The sequence below is a fragment of the Streptomyces sp. NPDC059455 genome (genome assembly GCF_042750115.1).
In the GTDB taxonomy this organism is placed as follows: Bacteria; Actinomycetota; Actinomycetes; order Streptomycetales; family Streptomycetaceae; genus Streptomyces; species Streptomyces endocoffeicus.
Genome location: NZ_JBHYVB010000046.1, coordinates 32,864 through 44,070 on the forward strand (window position 1 = coordinate 32,864; position 11,207 = coordinate 44,070).

The window sequence follows — 11,207 nt, forward strand, 5'->3', positions numbered from 1 at the left end:
CATCCCGTCGACCGGATCGGCGTCAAGGCGCTCTATCGCTCCGAGTCCGACGGAAGCGGCCTGCTACTGGTCGGGATGGGCCGCCTGGACGCCGGTTCCTTCGTACAGCTCGGGCGTCAAAGTGAGCAGGAAGCGCCCGGCGGGGAACTCGGCGGAGGCTCGGGCCGCGTGGATGGCGTGGACGGCCGCCCAGGAGTACCCGGCATGCAGTAACGCAGCGGCGGTGAGCGCGGCCTGCGTGTCGAAGGGCTCGATCGTGATGAACCGCAGCCCGTGGATGTAGGCGAGGAGACCGGTCTGCTCGCTGTCGCCGACCGTCAGGGAGAGCACCGGGGCGTAGAGGGTGCCCAGGCCCCCGGATGCCTGAACGTAGAACGCGGCGACAGCCTCGTTGTACGGATCTTTGGGGTCGTGGAGGGCGGCGGCGGTCGTGTGGTCCAGGACGACCGCGATCGGCCCCACTACTCGGCCGCCGAGCCCTGGCCGGCGGCGAGACGCTCCAGGAGACCACGGGCCTTCGTCTCGGCCTCCTCGCTGGGCACGCTGCCCAGGACGGAGGCGAGCTCGGCGCGGGCCTGCGCGGCGCGCTCCGCGTACTCGGCCTGGGTCGGCCGGCCCTCGGCGAGCTCCTCGACAAGCTGCCGGATCGTCGTGTTGCCCTCGGCCGCCAGAACGGCCAGCCGGTCACGCGCGGCCGAGCTCACCTTGATACTCGTCTCATCTGCCATACCCCGACTCTACTGCGAGTAGAGGGCCGGGCGCAGCCCACCGCACAGGAGTCACCGGGCATCCCAGCCAGCCGGTCCTACAGTCAGGCGGGCTGGTCCGAGGGGCCGAGCACGCCACGCTCACGCAGTTGGGCAATGTGTTCCAGCCCGCCGGGCCGGTACAGCGGCGCCGCGTCGATGTCGGCCTCGGCGGCGCTCATCCGGCGGACGCTGCCCGCCTCGAGCTGGGCAGCAGGAGGCTGTGGCTGCGGGCCGTGGCCGCGGCCGACGTGTGATGCTCATAGCAGCTGATCGTATGTCCACGCACCGGCTCGACCGCGCCGTCGCACACGGATCCGCGCACTGGCGTCCGAAGCCCACGACTTCACCCCCGAGACCCATATCGGGATAGCAGTGCGGTGCTTTGAACCTGCGCGTCGGGGCGCCGGCAGCTCAACCTCCTGCTGTGTCAGGTACGGATCTGGTGGGGCAGTGCGCCCGCCCGGGACTGCTTCAGGTACCAGCTGATCTCGTTGGGGAACTGCTCGGCGAAGGGCAGGAGCCGTCCCAGGACGCCCTCGTACAGGGGGTCCGTGCCCAGGCGGTCGAACTCGGTGAGCCGCCCGGCCCACAAGCCAGCCGCGTCCTCCGGCACGCCGTCGCCGAGCCCGGCAGCAAACTCGGTGACGCCCTGCACCCCGCGGAGCAGCTCGTGGCGCTCTTCGTCGTGCCGGTCCCGGAACGCGGGCTCGCGCGCGATCAGCAGGTCGGTGCACGGGATCGACAGGGCATCCCGCAGCTGGCCGAGGGTCGGCTCCTCGCACAGTGCCGTCACGACAGCTGCCGTCAGCGCGGGCCGGCCGCCCACGACGCGGTCCAGGACGCTGGTGCCGAGCACCGCGGCCGCGCTCGCGTAGCGCCAGGTGAGCAGCCCGACCCGACCACGGCCCCTCCCCCGCGGCCGGCGCTTCTTCTTCCCCCACGTCGGTCCCGCGCGCCCGCGCCACCTCACCCAGGGCGTCCCGGCGGGCGAACCGGTGGGGGAAGATCGCGCAGCGGATCGTGCCGCACGACCTTGAGCCCGGCGCTCTGCGGATGGAGCTCATCGAACTCGGGGACGCGTCCGTGCCACCTACAGCGCACCGAGCCCGACCTCGCCCTCCTCGCCGGGCTCCACGAACGCAAGGCCCGCGCCTTCGCCTGGTGGGCCGACGTCAGTGGCGACGGCGCCCTGCGCCACGAGGCGAAGCGTGCCGAGAAGGTCGCGCAGACCACCCGCGAGATGCACGCCAACCGTGGCGGCCAGATGGTCGGTGACCCAGCGGGCAACGACCAGCTGGCGGTCGGCGACAGGGCGGTCGGCAACCAGCTGGTGGAACGGCTGCTGACCCGGCCACAGGCCGTGCACGCCCGTGCCGTGCTGGACTACGTCGCCGCCCACTCCCCACACCCGGAGGCCGAGGTGCGCCTGGCGGTACTCAGGCTCACCCTGCGGGCCGCGCGCGCCGGCACCGGGAACGTCACCGGCCAGGACCTCACCGGCTGGCTTCCGGACGATGCCGAGCGGGTGCTTCAGCGGCTGGTCACCGGCGGCTGGCTGTGCCCGCCCGGCACCGTCGCCGAGGTGATGGCCTCCCGCTCCGAGGACCCCACCGCGGTCACCGTCCCCACGCTGCTGCCCACCCAGCCCCGCCCGTTCACTTTCGGCAAGACCACCCGCGCCAGGATCTCCGGCTGGGCCCAGAAAGTCGTCGGTGACCGGAAGCTCCGCAAAAAGAAACTGGGCGCCGCCACCCGGCTCCTGGTCCTGTACACCGCCGCCCACGCCCGCCCCGACGGCCGCCTCGGACACTCCGAGGACGGCGGGCTGAACCTGGACCAGGCCGCCGCGTTCACCGCCCTGCCACCCGAGGAAGTCGCCGAGCACGCCGGACTGCTGATCACTGCCGACTGGCTCGCCGAAACCAACACCGCCGAAGGAAAGCTGCGCGGACAGCTCACCGAGCGCATCCTGCCGCTGAGAGGGCTGCTGTAGAGCGCCCGGCCCGCACGGATCACGCCGTAAGCCCCGGCTCGGAACGGGCCCGGCACAAAGCGGCGGCCTCGGTGGCCACAGCCTGGCGACGACGTTGGAGGCGGGGTTTGGCTTGCCCTGGGTGCTTGGCAGCAGCTGCTCCGCAGTCCGCGTCCGCGTCCGCTGCCGGGCCCGCTTGGTTCAGCCGATGCGGCCGATGTGGATCACCACGATGGTCACAGTGGTTTCTGTGATCTCGTACAGGACGCGGTAACGGCCGACGTGCATGCGGCGCAGGTCCGGGGAGCCATACTCCGCGGTGCCCGCCGGCCGCGGGGTGTCGGCGAGCAGGTCGACGGCGTCCATCAGCTGCCGCAGGCCGTCTGGGTCGTCCTTGAGGAACCGGGCGGCCGCGTTCACCGCGCCCTCGTCCCAGATGATCGTGTAGGTCAAGAAGCGTGCCCCAGCCCGAGCTGGGCACGCACCTGCTCATGCGGCACACCCGTGGCCTCGCCGGACGCCTGCCGCGCCCGGTACTGCGCCAGGGCCAGGGCGTCCTCGAGGTCGGCGAGTTCCTGCGGATTGATCAGGACCGCCGCGGGCTGGCCATGGTCGGTGATGGTGATCCGCTCACGGGCATGGGACGCGCGACGCACCAGCGACCCGAACCGGGCCCGAGCCTCTGTAATCGGCAAGGTGTCACTCATGAACAGAACTGTACACTCCACGCGGCAGCGCGCACGCGGCAAGACACACACCCAGGCCATCCTCCGCCTGGCCCGCCAGCGCGTGAACCGCACCCGATCCGCCGGGAACGTCGCGCTTCGCGGGACGTTCCCGAAAACCGGCATGAACCGCCACGGGCATGGGCACCAACCTCGCCATGCGCGACGGCGCTGGCCTGACCCAGGCCCTCACTGGACACACCACCGTCGGCCATGCCGTCACCGCCTACGAGAAGATCCTCATCCCCCGCCCCGCCGAAGCGGCCGAGGGGGCCGCTGAAGGAATCGACGGCGCCTTCGCTCCCGACTCGCACACCACTGATACCCAGCGTTGCCGCTTTAGCCGAACGCAGCCAGGGAGACCGGCTGCCACTGACGCCAGGTGCTCAGACGCTCCTCGTAGAGACCAGCGACATCGGTGAAGGACTTGCCGAGGAAGATCCTCAGCGGGGGCTGGTCCGCATCGACGATCTGAAGAATCGCGTCGCGGGTCGCGCGCGGGTCGCCTACCTCGAAATCCGGTGCAGTGGCCGCGCGGACTTCGGTGTAGTCCGGGTGCGGCTCGCTGTGCCGTGCCCCGCGGGCCAGCCAGTCGGTGGCGTAGGGGCCGGGCTCGACGTTGGTGATATGGATGCCGAAGGCTGCAACTTCTTGCGCCAGAGACTCCGACAACCCCTCAAGGGCCCATTTGGAGGCGTGGTACGCACCGATGCCGGGGAATGCACGTACGCCGCCCTCGCTGGTCACTTGCAGGATCCTCCCCGATCGCTGCGACCGCATGAGAGGCAGCACGGCCTGTGTGACCCACACCGCACCGAAGAAGTTGGTCTCCATCTGAGCACGGAGGTCGTCCTCGTTCACCTCCTCGACCATACCGAAATGCCCGTATCCGGCGTTGTTGACCGCGATGTCCAGTGAACCGAAATGCGCGTGGGCACGCTGCACTGCCTCATGCACCGCGGCGCGGTCGGTAACGTCGAGCCGGACCGGCAATACCGCATCCCCGTGCCGCTCGACCAAAGGGGTCAGCTGGCTGACGACCCGGGCCGTCGCCGCGACATGATCGCCGCGCTCGAGCGCCGCTTCCGCCCACTCGCGGCCGAACCCCCTCGAACTGCCCGTGATGAACCAGGTCTTGGCCATGGCTGGTGCTCCCTGCAGGTGGATGGATTGCTTGCTGTTGCTGTTCCATCGTGCTGTTGATCGAGACATTCCACCAGCGAAGGTCTTACATAGGAGACATGCGGTTTCAGAATGTGTCAGGATGATGGCGTGGCCGACTTCACCCTCACCGGTCTCCGCGTCGTCCAGGCCGTAATCGACACCGGCTCGTTCACCGCCGCGGCCGACGCACTCGGATACACCCAGTCCGCGGTGTCCCGTCAGATGGCGGCGATGGAAGCCGCCGCAGGCGTAACGCTGTTCGTCCGGGGCGCCCGCGGGGTGACCCCCTCTCCCGCGGGCATGATGCTCGCCCGCCGGGCCGCAACAGCCCTCAACGAGATCGACGCCGTCAGTACAGACCTCGCCGGGTTGCATGACCACGTCACCGGACGCGTCGCCATCACGGCGTTCCCCTCGGCTGCCGCCGTACTCGTCCCCAGGGCAATGGCCCGCCTGCGAAACGACCACCCGGGTTTGATCGCCGAGTTCGGCGAGGCGTCCTCGCCCACGCAGCTTCGCCAACTCCGCGCTCACCGCATCGACATCGCAGTGATCGGTGTGGGAGCGGACCTGCCCGCCTACGATTTCGAGGGACTGCGCCGCGACCTGCTCCTCGACGGCCATCTCCTGCTCGCCGTCCCCGCGAACCACCGGCTCGCCGGCCGCGGAACCATTCCGGTGACCGAGCTGGGGGACGAACCCTGGATCGTCGGCAAGGGCCTCCGCGACGACCCCCAGTTCGGCGCCTGGCCAACCCTCGACCACCCGCGGATCGCCTATGCCGCCCGCGAATGGCCCACTCGCCTCGGCCTTGTCGCCGCCGGTCTCGGCATCGCCGTACTCCCCGAAGTAGCGGCCGCCGCGGTCCCCACCGGCGTCCGCATCGTCCAAGTCGACGACCCCGCCTGGCTCGGCCGAGCCATCGTCGCCGTCACGGTCCGCGACCGCTCTCCCGAGGTGACGGCCACCGTGGGGGCGCTGCGCCAGGAGGCCGCACAGCTTCGCGCGGCGCCATAACGCCGCACCCGGCAAGGAAGATCCACGCTGGGATTCCGCTCTGCTCGGCCACGGCCGACTCGGCCTGGACGCGGTCGGCCTCCTCTCATAGTTCGTCCACGCGACGGCGAGCACCCAGCTCACGCTGTTCGAGCAGGCCAACCACCGACGGCATCCACGACCTCACCGGGAGCCGCAGCACAACGGGCCACTACTCCCACGGAACCTCCGGCCCCGCGCCCGACCAGCGAAAACGCAGCCCTCAAGCCCGGAAAGACAGCTTCTTAGGTCAGCCCCGTTGGACGCGTCCGGTGCTGGTGTCGGGCGTATCCGGAGGAGGGGGACCGCTGGGAGGAGAACGCCCGGGTGAAGGTGCTGTAGGGCGAGCGGTCCAGCCCGCCGGGCATCCCCATGGAGGTGATCTTCTCCGGGTTCGCCGAGCCGCGGTCGGGAACTCGCTGAGGCTACCGATCACCAGAACCTGTCGGGGGCGGACGGTGGAGATCTCGATGTCGGTCGGGGCGCCGTCGTCCTCGTAGAGCTTGTGCAGTGGGATCACCGCGCACGGTCGGCGACGATCCATTCCGCGAGGGCGACCAACGTGGCCTCCGCGCTGTCGGCCATGTGGTCGCGCAGCGCGATGACGTCCTCGCGTGTGGCGCCCAGGACCGGATCGGTGCGCAGCAGTTGCCAGGACTGCTCGACGATGCTGCCGGTGCCCTGCTCGCGGAAGTGCCAACTCCAGCGCACGATGCCGTGATCGGCTCCGCCGACGACGAAGGCGAAGGCGAGGCCTGGATCGGCCTGCACCACCTCGGAGTGGGTGACCCATTTGCGCTGGTCCCGGCGGTTGAGGCCGCTGAACCGGGCGCCGACCCAGGGACCGTCGCCCGGCGCGTAGCTCACCTCGCTGGCGCTCGGGCTCCACCTCTCGATCAGTGATACGTCGCTGATGAGGCGGTAGACGGAGTCCGGCGTTCCGTCGACCCAGCACCGCCGGGTGAAGGCGAAGGGAGTGAGGTCGAGCCCGGCAAGCGGATGCTGTGGGTCGGGGGTGGTGATGCTCATGGATTCTCCCGGAGGCGATGAAGAGGAATGCGGCCATCCTGGAGACCGGGACAGAAGCGAGCCAGACCCTGCGGATCACTACCCCAGCGGGGTCAGGCACGAATCGTCGGCGGGATGCACACTCGGATACATGAATAACCACGGGCACCTCGCCGACTTCCTTCAGGCACGCCGCGGCCAGCTGCGGCCGGAAGACGTCGGGCTGCAGACCTACGGCGAGCGGCGCCGGGTGCCGGGGCTGCGCCGGGAGGAGCTCGCGATGCTCGCGGGCATCAGCGCGCCCTACTACACCCGCCTGGAGCAGGGCCAGTCGCACAACGCCTCGCGCGAGGTGCTCGACGCCATCGCGAAGGCCCTGCGACTGGATGACTCCGAGCGTGCCCATCTGCACGCCCTGGCCAATGCACCGAGACGCGGCAGGCCCGCGGGTCGGCCGCGTGCCGAACGCATATCCCCAGCAACCGGCGCTTTGCTGGCAGCCATCGAGGGCACACCCGCCATCGTCATGGGCCGCCGCAGCGACGTCCTGGCCTGGAACCGTCAAGGTCACGGGCTGTTCGCCGGCCATCTCGATCTGGGCAGCCCCGACACTCCGGGCCGACGGCCGAACATGGCCAGGCTGGTGTTCCTCGACGCGCACACTCGTGACCTGTACACAGACTGGCCCGCGAAGGCCCGGGCCGTGGTGGGCAACCTGCGTCTGACGGCTGGCCGATACCCCGATGATCCACTGCTGGCCGGACTGATCGGCGAGCTGACCATGGGTAGTCCGGAGTTCGCCACGATGTGGGCCGATCACCGGATCGTGGCCTGCGATGTCGCCGACTATGAGATGCGCCACCCGCTGGTCGGGACCCTGACTGTCACCCAGCAGACGCTGCAGAGCCCGCAAGGGAACGGCCCGGCCCTGGTGGTGGCCACAGCCGACCCCGGCTCCTCCTCCGCGACAGCCCTGAACCTGCTCGCCCACGCCACCGCATCGGAGGAAGCGACCCGGCCGCGCCACGGCGCCGAAAACCGCATCTGACCCCGCGCCCCTCCGTCGCCCGAGGGCGCCCGCGGCCTGCCTGACCGCCGCGGCGCCCCGCCACCGGACTGCCCCGGTCGCCGGACACGCCCACGCCCGCCGGTCGGCAGCACGCGACCTCCGGCAGATCGCGACCTCCGGCCTCCCCCGAGGCCCCTCTCGACCACGTCGCCGCACCGCGGCTACCGCATGCCCGAAAGCAGTGAGGGAACCATGTCCAAGCGAAGTATCAAGATCACCATGTCGGCCGTATCGGTGGCTGTAGCCACCCTTACGGCGGCTACGCCGGCCAACGCGCTGTCCTCCACAGGGCCACTGACAGATGTGCGGGTCGCCGCCCACTTCGACCTGTCAGCAGGCCAGATGCCGGAGAACGTCACCCTGCTGCCCGACGGCACGGCAGACGTCACCTTCGCCGCCAGCCGCCAGGTGGCTCAGGTCAGCCCTGGCGGCGCGACGCGCATCCTGGCGACGCTGCCCGCACCCGCCGACGGCGGAGTCAAGACACCGGTCCTCGGCTTCCCCCTGACCACCGGCATCGTCCATACCTCGGACGGCACCGTTTACATGCTCTACGCGACCGGCACGGCCGACCTGACAGGGCTGTGGCGGATACGCCCCGGGCAGGACCCGGAGCGCATCGCCGCGCTGCCCGCCAACGGCCTGCCCAACGGGCTGGCACTGGATGAGCACAGCCGGCAGCTCTACATCACCGACTCGGCGCTCGGCACTGTGTGGACCGTTCCCATCGGCGGCGGAACACCCACCGCCTGGTCCGCCGCCCCCGAGCTCGCCTCGACCGGCTTCCTTGGAGCCAACGGCGCGAAAGTACACGACGGCGCACTGTGGGTGACCAACCTCGACCGGGGCACCCTGCTGCGCATTCCGATCCGCTCCGGAAACCGTGCGGGCACCCCGCAGGTCAAGGCATCAGGCCTGGCCGGAATCGACGATTTCGCGTTCACCGGCCGCGGCGACGACGTCCTCGCCGCACTCAACGCCCCCAACACGGTCGTGCGCATCCGGTCCAACGGCACCAGCACCACCGTGCTGGATGCCACAAACGGACTTCAGAACCCCACCTCCATCGCCCTGCGCGGCAATGACGTGTACGTGCTCAGCGCTGCCTACACCACGGCCGCTGACCCCAATCTGCTGCGCGCACGCCTGCACGGCGACCGGTAGGAACCCGCCCGGACGATACGAATAGAGGACCACATATCATGAGTGACATTACTCTCGGCGACGTCGAGGTGACCCGGGTCGAGGAGATGCACGGACCGGTCGGCATGGACCCGGGGACATTCTTCCCCGGCTCGCCGAAGCAGCACTGGGACGAACACCGGTCCGTGCTCGTCCCGGACTTCCTCAGCGACGAGACCGGTATCTGTGAGGTGGCCGTGCAGACGTGGGTGCTGCGCAGCGAGGGCAAGACCGTCCTCATAGACACCGGGATCGGCAATCACAAGGAACGCCCCCACACACCGGCCTGGGACCACCTGGAGCTGGACTTCCTCGACAACCTCCAGCGGGCCGGCGTGCACCCCGACGACGTCGACATCGTGGTCAACACCCACCTGCACGTCGACCACGTGGGATGGAACACCCGCCTGGAGGGCCAGGCCTGGGTTCCGACCTTCCGCAACGCCACCTACGTGATGCCCAAGGCCGACTTCGAGTTCTGGAACCCGGCCAACAACCCCAAGATCGCCGGCGGAGTCAACGAGAACGTCTTCGAGGACAGCGTCGCGCCCGTACACGCCGCGGGCCAGGTCCAGCTCTGGGAGTCGAGCCACCAGATCGACGCCAACCTCCGTCTACAGGCCGCACCCGGCCATACACCGGGATCGAGTGTCCTGATGCTGCACTCCGGCTCCGAGCGCGCGGTCTTCGCCGGCGATCTGATGCACTCCCCCTTCCAGGTCATGCAGCCGGACCACAACAGCTGCTTCTGCGAGGACGCACAGGCTTCCCGCAAGACCCGGCACGAGATTCTCGGCTGGGCCGCCGACGCCAACGCGCTTGTCCTGCCTGCTCACTTCGCGGGACACGGCGCGCTGGAAGTGGAACGCAGCGGCGGCTCGTTCGGCATAAAGCGGTGGGCCTCGCTCGACCGACTCTGACATCTGGTCGGTCCACAACCATGGCCCCGGGGCCATACCCCGGGCCACGGGCCGTCGACGACCCAACCGTAGACAAAGACAACGAGATGCCGATCAAGGGCTGGGTCCCCTTCGCGTACACCGAACAGGGCTGAGGCCCGCAGAAAGGCACCACTGTGAACCACCACCCCGACCCCGTTGTGACCACCGCGCAAGGGGCGGTCCGCGGCCTACGACAGGACGACACCACCGCCTTTCTGAACATCCCCTACGCCGCCCCTCCCCTCGGCGCCGGCCGATTCGCGCCGCCGCAGCCGCATGAGTCCTGGGACGGCGTACGGGACGCCACCGTGCCGGGACCCAACGCGCCGCAGTCCGAGCGCAAGCTCGGCACCGTGGACATGTCCCCCTACTTCGGCCCCGGTTGGAGCCAGGGGGAGGACTACCTCACCGTCAACATCTGGACGCCCGCCGCCATGGACAGCGCTCTGCCCGTCATGGTGTTCGTCCACGGCGGCGGATTCGTCGCCGGATCGACGCGGTCCGCGCTGTACGACGGCTCCGGCTTCGCCCGCGACGGCGTCATCCTCGTTACCCTGAACTACCGGCTCGGCATCGCGGGATTCCTCGACATCCCCGGAGCGCCCGCCAACCGCGGCCTGCTCGACGTCGTCGCCGCGCTGCGCTGGGTGCGGGAGAACATCGCCGCCTTCGGCGGTGACCCGAGCAACGTCACACTCTTCGGCCAGTCGGCCGGGGCAACCATCGTCGGCGGCGTGCTCGCCACCCCCGAGGCCACGGGCCTCTTCCGCCGGGCGATCGTCCAGAGCGGCAGCGGCCGGGGGGCGTTCACGATCGAGCAGGCCGCCCGCGTCACCAAGGCCGCGACCGAGGCGCTGGGCGTCGATCCCCATGTCGACGCCTTCGCGGACGTCTCCGACGAGCGCCTGGTCGAGGCCGCCAACCGGGTCGCGGGCATCGACCTGCGGACCGAGACGCACAGCGACCCGCTGATCGGACTCAGCCCCTTCAGCCTGGCCCTCGACACGCAGCCCGCCGAATCCGTCGCCACCGGCCTCAGCGCCGACGTCGACCTGCTCATCGGGATCAACACCGAGGAGGCCAACCTCTACCTGGCCCCCATGGGCAACTACTCCACCTCGACCGCGGCCGACGTCCACGCGGCGGCGGCCCGCTCTCACCCGAATCCAGCACGGCTCGTCGAGACGTACCGGAAGGCACGCCCCAAGGCGTCCTTCGGTGAGCTGCGGTCCGCCATCATGGGCGACGCCGCGTTCGGCGCGGGCAGCTGGGCACTGGCCAGTGGCCCCCCCCCCCCCCCCCCCTACCCGACCGTAGGGGACGGCTTGGGGGTGGGCGCCCCAGGCCCGGAAGGGGTTAGCG

General features: G+C 70.0%; 13 protein-coding genes. 6 read left to right on the top strand and 7 right to left on the bottom strand.

Going from position 1 to position 11,207, the window contains the following annotated elements:
* Positions 1–63 precede the first annotated feature (63 nt).
* From ACFXB5_RS18700 to ACFXB5_RS18710, 3 genes are all read right to left on the bottom strand, one after another.
* Positions 64–462 carry a hypothetical protein gene (locus ACFXB5_RS18700; protein ID WP_385208912.1) on the bottom strand — a complete coding sequence of 133 codons (399 nt, stop codon included), beginning with the start codon at positions 460–462 and terminating at the stop codon, positions 64–66.
* Positions 462–728, bottom strand: coding sequence for a hypothetical protein (locus tag ACFXB5_RS18705; protein ID WP_385208915.1), 267 nt, complete (start codon positions 726–728; stop codon positions 462–464). Before ACFXB5_RS18705 ends, ACFXB5_RS18700 begins: the two co-directional genes overlap by 1 nt.
* A 448-nt stretch (positions 729–1,176) precedes the next feature.
* Positions 1,177–1,719, bottom strand: coding sequence for a hypothetical protein (locus tag ACFXB5_RS18710; RefSeq protein ID WP_385208918.1), 543 nt, complete (start codon positions 1,717–1,719; stop codon positions 1,177–1,179).
* Between the two features lie 63 nt (positions 1,720–1,782).
* Between ACFXB5_RS18710 and ACFXB5_RS18715 the strand changes: the two genes are divergently transcribed.
* The gene (locus tag ACFXB5_RS18715) at positions 1,783–2,742 is read left to right on the top strand and encodes a hypothetical protein (protein WP_385208921.1); all 960 of its coding nucleotides are present in this window, start codon (positions 1,783–1,785) and stop codon (positions 2,740–2,742) included.
* A gap of 180 nt (positions 2,743–2,922) precedes the next feature.
* Here the strand turns inward: ACFXB5_RS18715 and ACFXB5_RS18720 are convergent, their stop codons facing one another.
* The 3 genes from ACFXB5_RS18720 to ACFXB5_RS18730 form a co-directional block, all read right to left on the bottom strand.
* Entirely contained in the window at positions 2,923–3,174 is a 252-nt protein-coding gene (locus ACFXB5_RS18720; RefSeq protein ID WP_086881232.1) for a type II toxin-antitoxin system RelE/ParE family toxin, read from the bottom strand.
* Positions 3,171–3,428 (bottom strand): type II toxin-antitoxin system Phd/YefM family antitoxin, encoded by a 258-nt coding sequence (locus tag ACFXB5_RS18725; RefSeq protein WP_014043545.1) that lies wholly within the window; start codon positions 3,426–3,428, stop codon positions 3,171–3,173. Before ACFXB5_RS18725 ends, ACFXB5_RS18720 begins: the two co-directional genes overlap by 4 nt.
* Before the next feature lie 357 nt (positions 3,429–3,785).
* Positions 3,786–4,589 carry an SDR family NAD(P)-dependent oxidoreductase gene (locus ACFXB5_RS18730; RefSeq protein WP_385208924.1) on the bottom strand — a complete coding sequence of 268 codons (804 nt, stop codon included), beginning with the start codon at positions 4,587–4,589 and terminating at the stop codon, positions 3,786–3,788.
* 129 nt (positions 4,590–4,718) lie between these two features.
* On the opposite strand from ACFXB5_RS18730, the gene ACFXB5_RS18735 reads away from it, so the two are divergent.
* Positions 4,719–5,627: a LysR family transcriptional regulator gene (locus ACFXB5_RS18735; RefSeq protein ID WP_385208927.1), complete on the top strand. Its 909-nt coding sequence runs from the start codon at positions 4,719–4,721 to the stop codon at positions 5,625–5,627.
* Positions 5,628–6,161: 534 nt separating this feature from the next.
* Here the strand turns inward: ACFXB5_RS18735 and ACFXB5_RS18740 are convergent.
* Positions 6,162–6,674 carry an SRPBCC family protein gene (locus ACFXB5_RS18740; RefSeq protein ID WP_385208930.1) on the bottom strand — a complete coding sequence of 171 codons (513 nt, stop codon included), beginning with the start codon at positions 6,672–6,674 and terminating at the stop codon, positions 6,162–6,164.
* A gap of 130 nt (positions 6,675–6,804) precedes the next feature.
* On the opposite strand from ACFXB5_RS18740, the gene ACFXB5_RS18745 reads away from it, so the two are divergent.
* The 4 genes from ACFXB5_RS18745 to ACFXB5_RS18760 form a co-directional block, all read left to right on the top strand.
* The gene (locus ACFXB5_RS18745) at positions 6,805–7,701 is read left to right on the top strand and encodes a helix-turn-helix domain-containing protein (protein WP_385208932.1); all 897 of its coding nucleotides are present in this window, start codon (positions 6,805–6,807) and stop codon (positions 7,699–7,701) included.
* Positions 7,702–7,914: 213 nt separating this feature from the next.
* Positions 7,915–8,886, top strand: a complete 972-nt coding sequence (locus ACFXB5_RS18750) for a hypothetical protein (RefSeq protein ID WP_385208934.1) — start codon at positions 7,915–7,917, stop codon at positions 8,884–8,886.
* A 38-nt stretch (positions 8,887–8,924) separates the two neighbouring features.
* Positions 8,925–9,824, top strand: a complete 900-nt coding sequence (locus tag ACFXB5_RS18755) for an MBL fold metallo-hydrolase (RefSeq protein ID WP_385208937.1) — start codon at positions 8,925–8,927, stop codon at positions 9,822–9,824.
* Between the two features lie 155 nt (positions 9,825–9,979).
* The coding region (locus tag ACFXB5_RS18760) for a carboxylesterase/lipase family protein (RefSeq protein ID WP_385208939.1) at positions 9,980–11,207 on the top strand (1,228 nt) is incomplete at its 3' end.

Excerpts from the sequence above, each read along its gene's own strand:
- ACFXB5_RS18705 (WP_385208915.1), bottom strand. The coding sequence starts at position 728 with ATGGCAGATGAGACGAGTATCAAGGTGAGCTCGGCCGCGCGTGACCGG.
- ACFXB5_RS18725 (WP_014043545.1), bottom strand. The coding sequence starts at position 3,428 with ATGAGTGACACCTTGCCGATTACAGAGGCTCGGGCCCGGTTCGGGTCG.
- ACFXB5_RS18730 (WP_385208924.1), bottom strand. The coding sequence starts at position 4,589 with ATGGCCAAGACCTGGTTCATCACGGGCAGTTCGAGGGGGTTCGGCCGC.
- ACFXB5_RS18740 (WP_385208930.1), bottom strand. The coding sequence starts at position 6,674 with ATGAGCATCACCACCCCCGACCCACAGCATCCGCTTGCCGGGCTCGAC.
- ACFXB5_RS18745 (WP_385208932.1), top strand. The coding sequence starts at position 6,805 with ATGAATAACCACGGGCACCTCGCCGACTTCCTTCAGGCACGCCGCGGC.
- ACFXB5_RS18750 (WP_385208934.1), top strand. The coding sequence starts at position 7,915 with ATGTCCAAGCGAAGTATCAAGATCACCATGTCGGCCGTATCGGTGGCT.
- ACFXB5_RS18755 (WP_385208937.1), top strand. The coding sequence starts at position 8,925 with ATGAGTGACATTACTCTCGGCGACGTCGAGGTGACCCGGGTCGAGGAG.